The sequence below is a fragment of the Pseudalkalibacillus sp. A8 genome (assembly GCF_045920555.1).
In the GTDB taxonomy this organism is placed as follows: domain Bacteria; phylum Bacillota; class Bacilli; order Bacillales; family Fictibacillaceae; genus Pseudalkalibacillus.
This window is the reverse complement of the sequence record NZ_CP174509.1, coordinates 5477840-5493941: the sequence shown is the minus strand read 5'-3', so window position 1 is coordinate 5493941 and position 16102 is coordinate 5477840. Positions and strand designations below refer to the sequence as shown.

Sequence of the window (16102 nt, the reverse complement as noted above, 5' to 3'; positions counted from 1 at the left end):
TTTTAATTTCTGTCTACTTGACAGGGGTCACTTCACAACCATCCCGTTCTGTTTTTGGAGCTATATTATTAAAAAAAGTAGATGCAAAATGGATAAAGATTTGGGAAACAAAAACAAAAGCAGTAGGGTTACAGTACTCGGGTATTGCTGATATTACAGGTGACGGAATTAAAGAATACCTATTTGGAACAACAATTGGTGCTTCAGCAAGACATAATCTTGATATTTATGAATGGAATAAAAATACTTTTTCAAAAATTTCAGATGTTCTTTATCATAAATTAGAGTTATTAAATAATAAAAATATTGGGATTGCAGTCTGGCAGAGGTATATTGCAGACACTATTTTGTAAATGTTCTTAAATGGAATGGCGAAAAATTAGTATTTGATGAAGATTTATTCTTGAACTATTATCCTGTAATTGAAGGGTTCTATAAGAATAAATTATCCAAAATGGATGCTTGGTTTTACTGGTATACACTTGCAGATGCACAAATCAAAGCAAAATTATATGATTAAGCAAGAATATCTATAGAGAATGGTAAAGGGTTAGCTGAGGATTTATCTATGCCTGAAATAGTGGAAAACTTTAATGAATTATCAGCTAAAATAAACAATTAATTCCTGCAATCTTATTCCAGAAAAGGGCGCCATTCTGAAGCAAGAAAATGCCCTCTTTTTAATGAATAGGGCCAGATTGTAGTATAAGAAGGAATTGTTAGGTGTAACGTGAAAAAATGTTCTTTACATGGAAAAATAGATGTTTACTTGGGAATAAATTTGTTTACTCATAACCGGTTTTTTTCAATAAAAAACGGCTCATTTTCAGAAAAATCCTTATATATCAAGGGCTTGAGCTGATTTAATTAAACAACTTTATTTCTATTTCCAGATCCCGTAAAGAGGATTCTCCTGAACAGTAAAGAACTTATTTTCTTTATACTGGGATGTTTACTCTCAAATAAGGTATCTCACATTTAAGAGTAAACATCTTTTTTATAACGAAACATTAGAAAGTAAATAGAACTCTAAGTTACTCAATTAACAGGGGAGCTAAATTTAAAAAGCTAATTGTTGTAAAAAGAAGAAAATCACTGTTGAACAACGATAATGAATTAATTATTTATAGTTCTCAAGTTAAATAGTAAAGAAGATTCTTGTGAATGTTCCCGGAATACTTTCTGATCCTGCGCTAGGTTCGGAAACCTGAACATTAGTATAGGTCACGCTTACTAATACTTCTTCTTGTCCTGGAGGACAATCTAATGTTGAGGGTGGTGGTTGTAATGTTAGGCTTCCAGTAATTTGTCCATTTTTACCAGATGTGAATTGTCTTGATGCTGATACAGGTCCACTAACTTGCTGTTTCTTTGGATCACTTGGAAAGTTACCACCATTGTTTCTACAAGCGAATTCAGCAGTGGCATCAGCACTAGCAGTAATCGTTGTAGTCACATTATCCCCAAGACCTGCAATTTTAAATGAAACGGTTAGGTTACCACTTTCATCTGGTCCACTAGCACTCGCTTTAATAAAATGTGGATTAGGCATAAAGTCTCACCTCCTTATTATTTAATAATCTATTAATATGAAATCTAATTTGATAGTGAATAGACAAGTTGATCAGGATGAAAAAACATTTTAAGAGAACAGGTCCATTTTGAACAGAAACGGATGAATCGTTTCACTAAGCTTCATTGGGATTTTTATTAAGTAATCGAGCGCATTTCTGAAGTATGAACTGCCTTTCTGCCCAGTTGATAATAATTTGGTAGGTTTTGTTTTTTTTGTAGGTATGACGATGGGGAGCGGAAATTAATGATAACTATTTATCTAGTTCTACGCTACTCTTTTTCCTGATCAACCCCAAAAAGTAGAGTATTTGTGATTTACTAGTTTTATTCACATTATGTATACGCATACATAATCGTTAAAAACATGCAAGAAGGAGGATACTTATGATTAGCAAAAACTTTAAAAAAAAGCTATTGCCGTTTACAGTGATTACTTCACTGGTTATCGGTGGTACAGGCACTAGCACACCAGAGGTCGAAGCAAAAACGGATAAGAAAAACAATGCCGAAATCAAAAATATTATCTTTATGGTAGGAGATGGTATGGGGCCTTCCTATACCACCATGTATCGCTACATAAAAGATGATCAATCTACTAAAATGATGGAACGTACAGTATTCGATCCATATTTAGTAGGTACGCAATCTACTTATTCGTGGGACCCTTATTTTGACGGTGGAGAAGATGATGTCAAAGAAAACATCCCAGACTCTGCAGCTACAGCAACCGCTATGGCAGCTGGTATCAAAACGTATAATGGTGCCATCTCAGTAGACTTAGAACAAGAAGAAGTGAAAACGATTCTTGAAGTAGCAAAAGACCAAGGACAGGCGACGGGGCTTGTCGCTACTTCCCAAATCAATCATGCTACGCCTGCCGCTTTCGGATCACATGATGAGTCAAGGCAGAACTATAATGATATAGCAGATGATTACTACGATGAAATGATTAAGGGAGAGCATAAAGTAGATGTCCTTCTTGGCGGCGGAACCGATTATTTTATTCGAAGTGACCGGAATCTAGCAAAAGAATTCAAACAAGATGGATACAGCTATGTAACGACCAAAGAGGATATGCTGAATGCTGATAACGATCAAATTCTAGGTCTGTTTGCACCGAAAGGCCTTGATAAAGCGATCGACCGAGATGAAGAGACTCCTTCTCTAAGTGAGATGACGAATACAGCGCTAGAAAAACTTAGTAAGGACAAAGATGGCTTTTTCCTAATGGTGGAGGGAAGTCAAATCGATTGGGCTGGTCATGATAATGATGTTGTGGCAGCTATGAGTGAAATGAAAGATTTTGAAGAGGCCTTTAAGCAAGCAATCGAATTTGCGAAAAAAGATAAACAAACCCTTGTCGTTACAACAGCTGATCATTCCACAGGTGGGATTTCCATCGGACGCGGTTCGGACTATGTGTTTAACCCTGATGTGATAAAGGCTGCTGAGCGCACCCCAGATTACATGGCTACAGAAATTGCAGAAGGAGCAGATGTCGAAGAGGTTTTAAACACTTACTCTGGATTGGATTTGAAACAAGGAGAAGTGGATGCCGTTAAAGAGGCGGCACAGACTGATGCAGATGGAAACATTGATATTACAGAAGTTGACAATGCAATCGAACATATATACAACGTTCGATCAGGAACAGGTTGGACAACCAGCGCCCATACAGGTGTCGATGTGAATGTCTATACGTATGGACCACAAAGTGACGAATTCAGCGGTTTGAATGAAAACAGTGAAACCGGGCAGAAACTATTTCAAGTATTGAAAGCAGTAAAACCACATAATAAGCACTAAGATTGCACATCACCCGTTGTCTCTTAGGCAACGGGGCAACTGTGTCTAAAGATAACAATCGAACAACCAGGAGGATGAAGGACATGAAGCATCTTTGGTTTCTATTTTTTGCAGCAACCATCTTGTTGACTGGTTGTATGAATGATGACGGAAAGGCCGACTCTTCTAATGTGAAACCCGAAGAAAAAGCAATAATAGAAGAGAAGGATGAAAATGACGCGGTTAGGAAAAAACAAGATCCGTTCATTAAAAACCCACAAGCTCCAAATGACCAAGAACTTACTGAGGTTGGCAAAACTCATCGTGATCAAGATGGTGTGATAAAACTATTAGCGATTTCCTCTGAGGATAAACATGTTTCCATTGGACCAATCGAAGTCACCATTAAAGAGGCAAAGCTGTTGAATTATTCCCCTTCGCCTGACTTGATCGATTTCTTTCATGGCTACACACATCAAGAATCGAATTTCAATTATGTAAAGCTAAGAATTGTTGTGGAAAACACGTCAGATGAAACCTTGAATTTTGCACCCGTGTCCCATTTGGAAACAAATGAAGGAGAACAGACAAGCTTTGAAGATGATTTTTATTTAGAGAAACTGTATGGCGACTATGCTCCAGGCGAGAAAAGGTACGGACAACTCGGATTCATTTTAGAGCAAACAAAACCAGAAAACCTAACTTCTATCGAGATAACGACAAGTGATATATTTAAGAACGAAGGATCCATCCATGAAAATCAGAAGTTCATTATCGATTTTTAAGTCTAGACAAACTTAATCGTGATAAACCTTTTATTAAACTGTCCTTAAAGGTAATCCCCTCTTTTATAGAAGGTCTTTGCCTATCCTTTAGGGAATCGTAAGATGATAGATGTATGTGAAGGGCGTTTAGATGCTTATCAACGAGTGTTAGGAATGACACTAGCAAGTCTTCCTTTCTGGTTTTTACTTTTCTTGTATGGTTTTTATACCGTTGGATTACCAAGTTAGGGGCAGAGTCTTCAATCTTTATTGGTGGACTTTGTTCTGGAGTAATTGCTACTGTCCTATTTTTCAAAGCAACAGATATGGTTAGAGGAAATATGCAAAAATTAGCTTCTGTTGAAGCCACGCAATCAATGGAATTGCTTTTTGCATTAGTTGGGGAACAAATATTTTTGTCGATACCACTTCCTTTACTTTTATCTTGGTACGGTATTTTTATAGTCATTCTTGGAATGATTTTGCATAGTTATGTTTCAAATAGAAAAGTGGAAAGTCATTTGCAACAGTCAGTGAATCTTTAAATTATCTTTCGCTTATTCTACAAAGGGTGCTAAAGTTCAATGAGTGCGAGCCAGCTTCAATAGCCTTTGATCTTCAAATCGGGCGCGTTTATCGAATAACGCGTCTTTTCGTATACGGGCCAGATTGTAGAATAAGTTATTATTGGTTTAACATTAAGCAAGGTGAACGGTAACGTTTTTGGACGATATAATCTGTATCAAATTTAAAAGAATCTAATCTTTCATTCATTGCCTTTAACCTTGTATCAATCTTTTTCATGTCATTGCTTTGTTGCTCTTTATATTTTTTATTTCGGCCTTTAGCTCATTTATTCCTTGTAATATCTGTTTTAGCATATCTTCCATGATATCAATCCTTTCACTACTCTATTAGATTAATTATATCATGCTATAATGGGTCCTGATAGAAAAAATGTTGAAAAAAGAATTGAAGATGTACCGGTCCCCAATTACCCATTAATGGATTGGGTTTATAACATAAAAAGTGAATTTAAACGTTGTTTCAAATTGTCGAAAAAACAAAGCGGACTATAGTCATTCTCCACCCGAAGTATGTCCTTTTATGATTGAGTGATTTTGCCTTATATACCCGTATACTTAATAAATATGACAAATCTGCACCCTTTGTCACAGGCTATAAAAAAGAGAATTTCTTGAAGGGTAGTCTTCATTAAAACAAACGAATTTCTTTAAAAACTATCTAAAGTGATATTATCCCCACTAAGTGGGATATCGGTAACATTTTGAAAAAATCCTACGCTAAGAAAACCCAAATATAAAAACGTCTAACTTCTCAACAATGTAGTAAACGAGAAATTAGGCGTTTCATTCACAATACCAGCTAATAGAAGGTCAATAGCTAGGACTAAAAAGGTTAAAGAAAATTGGTATAGTGAATAGTTAGTGAAAACTTTCACCTAAACTATAATTGTTTTTATTTTATTAAGGCATTGGAAAGATCTTCCGCATTCGCTTTTTTTACTTAACCGATCAGAATAGTTCTATAAATGAGTGGATTTAAATAATTAAGAAACCCAGCTAATCTTCCGATGTGAAGGAGCTGGGTTTTAAAAGTTGGATGTGCAAAATAACAATTAAAATAAAGTCCGGCTTTTTTTAGAGAGTTACACAGAGGAAGGAAAAGATCACTTAACAGATTTGGAACTTCACAAGGTGATATATTCCATGCCCTTTTGCTTGGCCAATATTGGAATAAGTGGTTTTTGCATGCAAAAATTCTTTGCTTTTGCATGCAAAATGAGTGTGCGATCGCCAAATTATTTTGCATTCTAAATTATATAGAAACACCCCAGACGGAGCATTTTTCAACATGAAAATCAGAAAAATGACGTTATTTTATGTTTTGGCATTAATCTTGCAAAGGATATTCTAAAGTTTTTTATTTTAAAAGGAGGAAACTATATGGATGAATCGACAGGGAAGAAGGTTCCGTTTTGGATGGCCGTGCTGCCGTTATTGGTGATGATTGCTGTCATGGCTGTCACGATTGTAAAATTTGAGGGAAGCCCGCATGTGCCATTAATTATAGGTACAATTGTATCTGCTTTCATTGCTTGGCGTTACGGATTTAAATGGAATGACATTGAAGAAGGTTTTTATAAAGGGATTCGATTAGCTCTTCCAGCAATCCTGATTATCATTATGGTAGGATTGACGATTGGTTCTTGGATTGGCGGCGGAATTGTCGCGACGATGATTTACTATGGACTAAAGCTTATTACGCCTTCGATGTTTTTGGTTTCAATATGCGTCATTAGTGCGATTGTTACACTGGCGATTGGCAGCTCCTGGTCCACGATGGGAACAATCGGGGTTGCAGGCATGGGGATTGGAATCAGTATGGGCATTCCAGCTCCGATGGCGGCAGGTGCCATTATTTCCGGTGCCTATTTTGGGGACAAGATGTCGCCGCTATCCGATACAACCAATTTGGCTGCAGGGATAACGGGGACAGACTTGTTTAAACATATCCACCACATGTTTTACACCACCATTCCTGCACTAATTATTGCAGTTATTACGTATTGGATTATGGGCAGGCAGTTCGGCGGGAGTAAATTAAACAATGAAAATATTACAGAGGTAATGAAGGTGCTTTCTGGGAGCTTCGTCATTTCTCCTTGGCTTCTGCTCGTGCCTGTACTGGTAATTTTTCTGGTAGCCAAAAAGGTTCCGGCCCTTCCTGCATTGGCGGCTGGAGTTGTACTTGGCTGGCTTTGCCATATTTTCGTTCAGGGCGGTTCAGTAGGAGATGCTGTGAATACGCTTCAGAGCGGCTTTTTAATCGAAAGCGGAAATAGCCTTGTGGACGACCTTTTTAATAGAGGCGGCATTGATGATATGATGTACACTGTTTCATTGACAATTGTTGCTATGACCTTTGGCGGTGTCATGGAACAGACAGGAATGCTAAAAGCAATTGTCGATCAGATTCTTAAACTGGCACGTTCAGCGAGAAGCCTTGTGGCTACAACTGTTTTATCCTCCTTTTTTACAAATATTGCCGCAGCAGAACAATATATATCCGTCCTGTTGCCTGGTAGAATGTATGCACAGGCTTATAAGGATAAAAATCTGCAATCCAAAAATCTATCGCGCGCACTTGAAGATGGAGGGACAGTGACCTCTGTATTTATCCCGTGGAATACTTGCGCAGTATTTATTATGTCTACACTGTCAGTGCATCCGTTTGAATACGCGCCGTATGCTATTTTGAACTTCACCGTGCCAATCCTAGCCATTATTTTTGCTTTGCTTGGCTACAAAATTACTTTTATGAGTGATCAAGACCGAAAAGAAATGGAGGCAAACGATCAAAAGGCATCTTAAAGAGAAGGCTCTGGAAACTTCGGACTATAACCCGAATGATGGACACTAAAAAAGTTATTAACATTCGGGTTTTTTGTGTTTTCTAATTTTGAAGGAATCTTTTTCCGTTGTTTGTTTATTAGCTACTAGTATTGATCCAGCTTATGCTGTGTATAGTAGATTTGATTGTTCTGACCTAGGTAAAACTAAATTACCAAGGTGTGACTTTTATGCATTTGTTCTTTGTGAGATATTAGTGGATTAAGCAAAACACATTTTGACCAGGTTGATTATTAAAAATTCTATTTGATGAATACTTGGACCAAGTGAGGCGTACCGATGAGTTTATATATAACAATCTCATAATAAGAGATAAATCCATAAGGCCGGAGGTTCATTGTTATGAAGAATTCAATTGACTATGTAGAGGACACACAGCCATCTCTCAGGACCATGTACGTCAGAATAATTAGGAAAGCTGCATTAAGGAAAAAACGTTACTAAGCGATCTCTCGGAGGTCTTTAACGGTCACCCCTACACGTTAGAAAAACTGATTAGTGTGACTATTGTGATTTTCTGACTCGATACAAAAAAGGGTTAATCAAGGAAGGTATTAAGAAGATCCTTAACTATATCGATAAAAAAAGCTATGTCGGTTAACACTAGAGTGACCCAGTAAAATGAGACAGGAAAAAACACCACCTAAGTCGTATAAACAAATATCGACATATAGGGGTGTTTTTCTTATGGGGAAGAAGAAAACGTATTATCCAGAACATATCAAACAAGAGGTTATTCGTTTAAAGCTTGCTGGAGAGCTTACCAATAAAGAAATTATGGCTAAAAGGAAGTGGTACCAGAAATATTCATCGAAGTTGTAGAGGCTTTCAAAGTAAAATATTCAATTAAGAGGATTTGTGAATGCTTAGGAGTTCCTAGATCCACATATTATCGTTGGAAACGAGATGTATTAAGGGAGCTTCCGCCCCTCCATCAGTTCATCATCGATATTTGTAAGCATCTTTCATATCGAGTAGGACACCGAATCGTAAAGGGACTCCTTTGGAAAGATCACAAAATAAAAGTGAATCGTAAAACAGTACAAAAGATCATGCAGAAATACTCTATTCAATGCCAAGTAAAGGTGAAAAAGAAAGTATACGTTGCGGGTGAAAGTAAGATTGTGGTCCCCAACCTTCTAAATCAAAACTTCGTGGCTAAGAAACCCAATCAGAAATGGGTAACCGATATCACGTATTTAACCTATGGAGAAAAAACGTTGTATTTGTCTACGATTATGGATTTGTACAATAACGAGATCGTTGCCTACAAGGTAAGTGATACTCAAGAAGTTAGCCTTGTACTCGATACGCTAAAAGCTGCATGTAGAGGAAGAGAGACTCATGAAGTTATCTTACACAGTGATCAAGGTGCCCAATACACCTCCTATGAACGCGAGGCTAAAAATTCTTGCGTACATAGCCCACACCATTTTCAACTTTTCCCTTTGTACGAGCCCGGTACGGCTGACATCGTCTTAAGTTAAACCCATGATGGCTGGCAAAATGGGTAAATCTCTCGTTCCAGATGACTTCTCCTTGATCATCCTGTCCGGCAACAACGGTCTTCATATTATCGTACAGGCACGTTTCGGTTTTTCCACCAAAATACTGCATAGCCCGTAAGTGGCAGCCTATTAGCGTCTCTAGTTTTTTCTTTCCGTTCCAATCGACCGTAAATTGTCCCCAGTCTACCTGGGCTTGTTTGCCCGGAGGTGTTTCAAATCGCTCTGTTGCTTTTGCGATAATGATGGGACGTAAGGGTCTCATGAAATTACACAGTAAGGTGAGTTGCCCGGTATAACCCTTTGCTTTCAGTTCGTCAAATAGGACAACGGCATTCAGGCATCCTTCCTCCATACGTTGACGAACGTACGATTTAAAAGGCTCTAGCTTGCCTGGCTGGGTTGTACGACGTTGATAATTCGAGGTTCTTTTTCGTTTAGCCATTTTCTGATTGTTTTACGATCTCTCCCCAGTTCTTCGGCAATTTGCGTGATGGTCATTCCATTTTGTTTCATTTGCTTAATCATAAAAAATTCTCCATTCTGGACCATAATTTTTCTCCCCTCTTGAGGAGAGTGTCCGCTAATAATGGGGAATTTTCAAGTGCTGATATTGGGTATTTTACCAGTGCTGTTCACATTTATTTAGAAAAAACTATATCATCGTCAGGGTTACGGGATAAATGTTAGTCCTTTAAGACATAGTTGGACAGCTGATCTGATCCGCAAGTTTTTTACTAAACTAATATATATGTTAATCATAATGTTAAAACATATGATGACTTGTATGTCAACGTATATATAAATAATCGTATTTGCCGATTTGAATCATGATTTTTGTTACGATAAACAATGTGTTCAATTAGCACGTGTAACAGACAGTTAATCTTCAGCAATCGGGCAGCATTCCTATTATGAAGTAATATCCGATTTAAGAAAAAAATAAGCCCCTTGGTATGATTGTCTTCCCCCTAATACTTAAAACCCAAACGCTCTATATTACCATTTTTTTCCTTGTATAGATTCTGAATTTCATTTAATACTTAAATTATAAAGCTTTTGAACGGTCAATCGAAGGGAGCAAACAACATGGCACAAAGTAATACCAATAATTTGTTAGTTCGAGGAGCAGAAGCAGCAATGGATCAAATGAAATATGGAATTGCGAACGAATTCAATGTACAACTGGGACCGGACACATCATCTCGCCAAAACGGCTCAGTTGGTGGAGAAATTACCAAGCGTCTGGTTCAAATGGCTCAGCAACAAATGGGATCAAGCAGCTGATTATTACTGTAGTGGTAACACAAAGCTAAAAAATGAACCCTATCTTTGCTATATCGTCAATAAAAATCTATTCAACCAATGTGTTCCAGATAGTTTTATAGGATTACACTGGTCTATTTAAATTCACCTATATATATTTTAAACTTTTCTCTTGAACACGTGGGTCAATTAACTTCAACTTTTTACTAAACTGTACAGTTTTCTCAATAATCTTTTTTCCATTAAATCGTATGATTATGAGGGGATTTATTTAAATTTATTACGAGATTCTTCCTATAATATAGTTGTTTGTCGTTCATACTCCTTAACCAGCTTATAAAAGGTCGTCTTTTTTACTCCTGCTTCCTGCAAACAGACTGATTCTATTGAAGAACAACGATTAAAAGTTAGTGAGTTTCTACACGATACTATGATAAAAAAATTAAGGGAGCATTTAGGGAAGGTACTACATAAAAGAGAAAAAGTAAGTATACTCAATAATTTAGATAAGAGTTGGAATGACAATGCTGATTTAGAAAAATTAAGTGACTTACTATTTGGGTTATTAAATGTAGTTCATAAAATTTCTGATGAATTTTAAAAGAATAGCTACAAGCATATTAAAGTGAATATGTCACTAATTGTATTTCTTAGAAGTGATATATTTTCTCGAATTATGAGTTTTGCCTCTGAGAGGGACAAAATTCCATTTAGACATTTAACATGGTCAGAGCCTAGTTTATTATTCAGAGTTATTGAAAATAGAATTGATTACAGTAGTGATGGAGTAACTAGTCCTGATGTGTTATGGGAAAAATATTTTTGTAAACATATAGATGGGATCCCTTTAAGAACCTATGTTCAAAGTTTAATACTTCCTAGGCCCCGTGATATCGTTTTTTTATTTAAAACAGCATTACAGGAAGCGGTGAACAAAGGGCATTCTAAAGTTGAAGAGGAAGACTTTAAAGCGGCTGAATATTCATATTCAGAATACGCACTTCAATCTCTATTTCCTGAAAATGGTGGCAGAATTAAAAACTTAGAATCAATACTTTATGAATTTGCAGGAGAAAAATCAATTATTAATAAGGAAGAATTAGAAGAATCTTTAAGGAAAAACACCTTGACTAATATAGAAGACATAATCAGAATACTATGTGAAATGACATTCATAGGTCAAGAAATACAAGAGGGTAAATTTGAGTATTATAGTGAAAAGCGATCTACTCAAATTACAGATAAGCTTGCTGATAGGTTATCTGAACGTAATTCTTGTTCAAAACGTTACCAAATCAATCCTGCTTTTCATGCATATTTGGAAATTGAAAAAGTAAACCTTCCAATTCCTTCTCCATAATATTTTCTTTTAATCTATTTCGTAAGGCTGCTATTAAATTTCCCCTAATGGACTAATTACGAGCGCTTTTCTATATTAGGAAAGCGCTTTTTTAATAGCACATAGGGGGTTAATTACAATAAAAGGATTTTCCTGGGGGAAGGCCTCGAAGAGGAATATAACACTCAAACACAAAAAGAAGAAAAAAGTATTAATTTTATGTTGATTAGTTAGGAAACTTCATGACTTTCAACCACACAAGAGGTCGTTAACATCCATGTCCACTCCGATGATGTCATCCCGAGTCTCACCGGAAATTATCAAAGAAGCAGATGGCAAAAGGACATACAATGAAATTTACCAGGATTAAGTCTGTTTGTTCAGTCACTATCAGATTAGCTCGGGAATTGTATGCATTATTGCCCCTTGAGGAAGTATATATCCGCTATGAGTAAAGTCATAATAGATATTCTGAGAGAACTTCTTGGATTTTAAAATACCGTTCCTGTATTTGGCATTTAATTTATGTATGAAATGGCAGTATGATTTTTGCATATTAAAAAGACCACAATATTAAAGTTTTGTATAAAACTTTGCATATTTTGCGGTCTTTTACTTTATTATTTATTCCACTTAAGCGCCCGATTGCTTAAGATGTAAAATATTCCATAGGCTTAGTACAATGCACGTAACCATTCTTCTTATAGGGGGTATCTACATGATACGTGTGATTTCTACAGTTAAACCTTAGTGGACATTCAAAATCTCTGTTATATCAATCATTAGCGGACATTAACACTAATGAACAACGGGATTAATGTCCGCTATGGACTGTTAGCGGTCATATGTGCGGGATTACGGATGGGCAGTTTAGATTAGCAATCCATAAGAAACAACCCAAGTTGAATTATGCTAAAATTTAGTTAATGTACAATGTAGATATTCCTCATGAACAAAGGAGAACTGAAAATGAGAAAACTCGTTCTATTTCTGCACGCATCGCTTGACGGTTTTGTAGAAGGGCCGAATGGTGAAATGGACATTGGCTGGGTTTCCTACGATGCTGATTTGGAGAAACATGCGAAAGAAATTCTGAGTACTGCCGACACTGTCATTTGGGGACGTGGGACTTATCAGATGATGCACAGTTACTGGCCATCTGTGCCTTCGAACCCATCAGCTTCGCAGCATGAACGGAATCATGCCGAGTGGATCGAAAAGACAGCCAAAATCGTTTTTTCCACGACGCTGGAGAAAGTCGAATGGAACAATTCCAGACTGGTGAAAGAAGATGTCGAGGAAGAGATCAAGAACCTCAAACAGCAGCCAGGCAAGGATATGGTCATCCTCGGCAGTCCTAGGTTCGCACACTACCTTATGCAGCTTGATTTAATAGATGAGTATAAAATTACGGTTTCTCCCGTCCTGATCGGCAGCGGGTTGCCGTTATTCCAAGGTCTCAAGGAGAAGATCAATCTTAAACTTATCGAAAACAAGACATTTGATTCTGGAGCCATAGGCCTCGTTTACCAGACGGTTAGATGACCTTGTCTCCTAAAGTAGATTACGCTAACAAATTACGTTAGCACAATAAAAGCAGCGGCAGTCTAGGTCTTTCGAGTTCCTAGTCCGTCACTGCTTTTTTTACGAGTCAGTCTAATTCAGTTTGTCGGGTGATCGTGTCGTTTGAGCTTAGAGTAAGGAGAAACGCCAAGTCGGACGCAATTCAGGGCTTAGCGTATATTTTCGTTAAAATGTTGGTGAACCCCATCAAGTTTTAATTTGTCTACAACCTCTGATACCTCCGCCTGTAAAGCATTTTGTCGTTGTAACAATTCATTCATTCCCACCTCACCCCCTTATTCCACAAACTGGCCCGATACAAAAAGACGCGTTACTCGATAAACGTTAGCAATAGGTAAGCATTTGATGTTATCTCCAGCTTTTCCCCTGCTCCACACCATGGACGTGCTAGTTTCCCAGCATCCGGCGCTCCATCTAACGAATTGTACTAGACTATAAGTTCCTCGTTACCTTTAGACAGGAAGTATCTTATAATTCCTACTAAAAGCTCGCACTGTGGCATCCCTCCTGCTGGAGGCAATGTTCCCACGTTCCTACCCGATCGGTGCGATGAACGCTTGGAAAATAATCATTCCACTTCGCTAGACTTGGGGCTGTTCCTCCACTCCCATTACAGGAGATTCCTAGGTCATACCCCTACCCTCACAAGAATAAATGCCTTTCAGTATGATCTTTATGGCAACCGTTTCGGATAACAGTCCTTTATTTCAACGTTCCTTGCTTTCCAAGTCCCTTACAACGTAGCTATCCATTCTAGAATTAGGTGCTTCCTATAAGCCTGTGAGCTGGATATCGCCTTTGTTCGATATAGCGTGTTTCAGAGGGCGCACTTTTACTCCACACCACTCACGTCATCGTTGGATGACACATAAGTTTCCCCATGTTTTAAATCTAGACCTGTACATTCGGAAGTTCGTCAGTTCCTTTCTCAAAGAACATTCTCACCATATCTAGTTTTTCAGCCGTGCGGCATATCCGTTGGCATACCTTTCTGGCTTCAGCCTTCGTTCTGCCGAATCTACCTGTGCTTCATACCCTATAACCTGTCAGTTATAACGCATGCAGGAGTATTGACGGGATGGTTTCAAGAAACATGGCTCCATCATTCCCATCCTCCGTTGTAAAGTTGAAGTCTAAACTGTTAAACTCCCTGTATTTTCGCGCAGTAATGCGCTTATAACAGAACTTGTCGCGCGTTAGCAATAGGTAAGCATTTGATGTTATCTCCAGCTTTTCCCCTGCTCCACACCATGGACGTGCTAGTTTCCCAGCATCCGGCGCTCCATCTAACGAATTGTACTAGACTATAAGTTCCTCGTTACCTTTAGACAGGAAGTATCTTATAATTCCTACTAAAAGCTCGCACTGTGGCATCCCTCCTGCTGGAGGCAATGTTCCCACGTTCCTACCCGATCGGTGCGATGAACGCTTGGAAAATAATCATTCCACTTCGCTAGACTTGGGGCTGTTCCTCCACTCCCATTACAGGAGATTCCTAGGTCATACCCCTACCCTCACAAGAATAAATGCCTTTCAGTATGATCTTTATGGCAACCGTTTCGGATAACAGTCCTTTATTTCAACGTTCCTTGCTTTCCAAGTCCCTTACAACGTAGCTATCCATTCTAGAATTAGGTGCTTCCTATAAGCCTGTGAGCTGGATATCGCCTTTGTTCGATATAGCGTGTTTCAGAGGGCGCACTTTTACTCCACACCACTCACGTCATCGTTGGATGACACATAAGTTTCCCCATGTTTTAAATCTAGACCTGTACATTCGGAAGTTCGTCAGTTCCTTTCTCAAAGAACATTCTCACCATATCTAGTTTTTCAGCCGTGCGGCATATCCGTTGGCATACCTTTCTGGCTTCAGCCTTCGTTCTGCCGAATCTACCTGTGCTTCATACCCTATAACCTGTCAGTTATAACGCATGCAGGAGTATTGACGGGATGGTTTCAAGAAACATGGCTCCATCATTCCCATCCTCCGTTGTAAAGTTGAAGTCTAAACTGTTAAACTCCCTGTATTTTCGCGCAGTAATGCGCTTATAACAGAACTTGTCGCGCGCGCCCTATAATGGAATAACGAAATTGTGTCTATCCAATCTCAATAGAGCTTTAATAATAGCCTCCCTTTAAAGAAGGACGGGTTAGTTTAAACTTGAAACGTAATATCTTACGGAGCTTCGAAGAGAAATAAAAAATCAACATGTTTTGATTAATCCTATTCAAACATGTTGTGATTTAATTTCATTGCTTATACAAAATGCACTTGATGTGAACAGCCCTAGGAATCCTCCAACTTGTTGTTATTTTTCCAACTCTTTTGCAGTTTTCGGATGTAAATGATTTGTCCAATGTGGTAGGCATTATGAGTGGTTGCATTACCAAGTATTTCCCACCACTTCGCTGGTACTAGGAAACCTAATACATCACTTTCTAGCTTTTCATTAGAAAGTATTTCTTGCCATTGTAAAAGAACTTCTAGTAGTCTTTCCTTTAAGTCCATAAACGATAGATTTTCCGGAATGATAAAGGTTTTATCATTGTTTCCTATGGAAGGTACAGCATTGACATGAGATTTTAGATACCTAGCCTGCCATGTTTCATTCCAATACAACAAATGCTGCACTATTTCAGCGATACTATTACATTCATCATTTGGGTTCCAAAAGGCTTCTTCCTCAGACAAACCTTCTACTGCTTCCTTAAATGATACGTACCAGCTAGGATCGTTCGCATTTGCTAACAACTGATCGGCCAAAACATCTTTAGCGTGAGACATACTCGACACACTCCCTCTGATTAGATAATAACTGCTTCAGTACTCTTCCAAAACTTCCTGTATTA

General features: G+C 38.0%; 13 protein-coding genes and 2 pseudogenes. 11 read left to right on the top strand and 4 right to left on the bottom strand.

Translation table 11 applies throughout. The annotated features are described in order from the left end of the window. The first annotated feature begins 17 nt into the window (after positions 1 to 17). A complete protein-coding gene (locus ACJROX_RS27530; protein ID WP_408008367.1) occupies positions 18 to 353 on the top strand; it encodes a hypothetical protein in 336 nt (111 codons plus the stop codon). A gap of 785 nt (positions 354 to 1138) precedes the next feature. Here the strand turns inward: ACJROX_RS27530 and ACJROX_RS27525 are convergent. Further along, positions 1139 to 1552: a hypothetical protein gene (locus ACJROX_RS27525; protein ID WP_408008366.1), complete on the bottom strand. Its 414-nt coding sequence runs from the start codon at positions 1550 to 1552 to the stop codon at positions 1139 to 1141. 407 nt (positions 1553 to 1959) lie between these two features. Between ACJROX_RS27525 and ACJROX_RS27520 the strand changes: the two genes are divergently transcribed. The 6 genes and pseudogenes from ACJROX_RS27520 to ACJROX_RS27495 all read left to right on the top strand — a co-directional run. Further along, on the top strand, positions 1960 to 3381 hold the full coding sequence (locus ACJROX_RS27520; RefSeq protein ID WP_408008365.1) for an alkaline phosphatase: 1422 nt from the start codon (positions 1960 to 1962) through the stop codon (positions 3379 to 3381). An 83-nt stretch (positions 3382 to 3464) separates the two neighbouring features. Beyond that, positions 3465 to 4145: a DUF4352 domain-containing protein gene (locus ACJROX_RS27515; protein WP_408008364.1), complete on the top strand. Its 681-nt coding sequence runs from the start codon at positions 3465 to 3467 to the stop codon at positions 4143 to 4145. 75 nt (positions 4146 to 4220) lie between these two features. Continuing rightward, positions 4221 to 4669, top strand: a pseudogene (locus tag ACJROX_RS27510) (multidrug resistance efflux transporter family protein); the annotation flags it as partial. 1422 nt (positions 4670 to 6091) lie between these two features. Further along, positions 6092 to 7519 (top strand): Na+/H+ antiporter NhaC, encoded by a 1428-nt coding sequence (gene nhaC / locus ACJROX_RS27505; RefSeq protein WP_408008363.1) that lies wholly within the window; start codon positions 6092 to 6094, stop codon positions 7517 to 7519. A 726-nt stretch (positions 7520 to 8245) separates the two neighbouring features. After that, the gene (locus tag ACJROX_RS27500) at positions 8246 to 8380 is read left to right on the top strand and encodes a hypothetical protein (protein WP_408008362.1); all 135 of its coding nucleotides are present in this window, start codon (positions 8246 to 8248) and stop codon (positions 8378 to 8380) included. Then, positions 8344 to 8964, top strand: a pseudogene (locus ACJROX_RS27495) (IS3 family transposase); the annotation flags it as partial. The gene ACJROX_RS27500 and the pseudogene ACJROX_RS27495, both read left to right, overlap by 37 nt. Here ACJROX_RS27495 and ACJROX_RS27490 read toward each other — a convergent pair. Together ACJROX_RS27490 and ACJROX_RS27485 are read right to left on the bottom strand one after the other, a co-directional pair. After that, positions 8960 to 9328, bottom strand: coding sequence for a hypothetical protein (locus ACJROX_RS27490; protein ID WP_408008361.1), 369 nt, complete (start codon positions 9326 to 9328; stop codon positions 8960 to 8962). The pseudogene ACJROX_RS27495 and the gene ACJROX_RS27490 sit on opposite strands and share 5 nt — an antisense overlap. A 119-nt stretch (positions 9329 to 9447) precedes the next feature. Next, complete coding sequence (locus ACJROX_RS27485; RefSeq protein ID WP_408008360.1) at positions 9448 to 9615, bottom strand: helix-turn-helix domain-containing protein; 168 nt, start codon at positions 9613 to 9615, stop codon at positions 9448 to 9450. A gap of 537 nt (positions 9616 to 10152) precedes the next feature. Between ACJROX_RS27485 and ACJROX_RS27480 the strand changes: the two genes are divergently transcribed. The 4 genes from ACJROX_RS27480 (at position 10153) to ACJROX_RS27465 (ending at position 13213) form a co-directional block, all read left to right on the top strand. Next, on the top strand, positions 10153 to 10350 hold the full coding sequence (locus tag ACJROX_RS27480) for a small, acid-soluble spore protein, alpha/beta type (RefSeq protein WP_408008359.1): 198 nt from the start codon (positions 10153 to 10155) through the stop codon (positions 10348 to 10350). 409 nt (positions 10351 to 10759) lie between these two features. Then, positions 10760 to 10930 carry a hypothetical protein gene (locus ACJROX_RS27475; RefSeq protein ID WP_408008358.1) on the top strand — a complete coding sequence of 57 codons (171 nt, stop codon included), beginning with the start codon at positions 10760 to 10762 and terminating at the stop codon, positions 10928 to 10930. Positions 10931 to 10960: 30 nt separating this feature from the next. Then, positions 10961 to 11689, top strand: a complete 729-nt coding sequence (locus ACJROX_RS27470) for a P-loop ATPase, Sll1717 family (RefSeq protein WP_408008357.1) — start codon at positions 10961 to 10963, stop codon at positions 11687 to 11689. A gap of 948 nt (positions 11690 to 12637) precedes the next feature. Beyond that, complete coding sequence (locus ACJROX_RS27465; protein WP_056639975.1) at positions 12638 to 13213, top strand: dihydrofolate reductase family protein; 576 nt, start codon at positions 12638 to 12640, stop codon at positions 13211 to 13213. A gap of 2326 nt (positions 13214 to 15539) precedes the next feature. Here ACJROX_RS27465 and ACJROX_RS27460 read toward each other — a convergent pair. After that, on the bottom strand, positions 15540 to 16037 hold the full coding sequence (locus ACJROX_RS27460; protein ID WP_408008356.1) for a DinB family protein: 498 nt from the start codon (positions 16035 to 16037) through the stop codon (positions 15540 to 15542). Positions 16038 to 16102 lie beyond the last annotated feature (65 nt).

What these genes read in the sequence shown, in the direction of transcription:
- nhaC (WP_408008363.1), top strand. Translation starts at nt 6,092, where the DNA reads ATGGATGAATCGACAGGGAAGAAGGTTCCGTTTTGGATGGCCGTGCTG.
- ACJROX_RS27470 (WP_408008357.1), top strand. Translation starts at nt 10,961, where the DNA reads ATGTCACTAATTGTATTTCTTAGAAGTGATATATTTTCTCGAATTATG.
- ACJROX_RS27485 (WP_408008360.1), bottom strand. Translation starts at nt 9,615, where the DNA reads ATGGTCCAGAATGGAGAATTTTTTATGATTAAGCAAATGAAACAAAAT.
- ACJROX_RS27475 (WP_408008358.1), top strand. Translation starts at nt 10,760, where the DNA reads ATGATAAAAAAATTAAGGGAGCATTTAGGGAAGGTACTACATAAAAGA.
- ACJROX_RS27525 (WP_408008366.1), bottom strand. Translation starts at nt 1,552, where the DNA reads ATGCCTAATCCACATTTTATTAAAGCGAGTGCTAGTGGACCAGATGAA.
- ACJROX_RS27460 (WP_408008356.1), bottom strand. Translation starts at nt 16,037, where the DNA reads ATGTCTCACGCTAAAGATGTTTTGGCCGATCAGTTGTTAGCAAATGCG.
- ACJROX_RS27500 (WP_408008362.1), top strand. Translation starts at nt 8,246, where the DNA reads ATGGGGAAGAAGAAAACGTATTATCCAGAACATATCAAACAAGAGGTT.
- ACJROX_RS27465 (WP_056639975.1), top strand. Translation starts at nt 12,638, where the DNA reads ATGAGAAAACTCGTTCTATTTCTGCACGCATCGCTTGACGGTTTTGTA.
- ACJROX_RS27490 (WP_408008361.1), bottom strand. Translation starts at nt 9,328, where the DNA reads ATGAGACCCTTACGTCCCATCATTATCGCAAAAGCAACAGAGCGATTT.
- ACJROX_RS27520 (WP_408008365.1), top strand. Translation starts at nt 1,960, where the DNA reads ATGATTAGCAAAAACTTTAAAAAAAAGCTATTGCCGTTTACAGTGATT.
- ACJROX_RS27480 (WP_408008359.1), top strand. Translation starts at nt 10,153, where the DNA reads ATGGCACAAAGTAATACCAATAATTTGTTAGTTCGAGGAGCAGAAGCA.
- ACJROX_RS27515 (WP_408008364.1), top strand. Translation starts at nt 3,465, where the DNA reads ATGAAGCATCTTTGGTTTCTATTTTTTGCAGCAACCATCTTGTTGACT.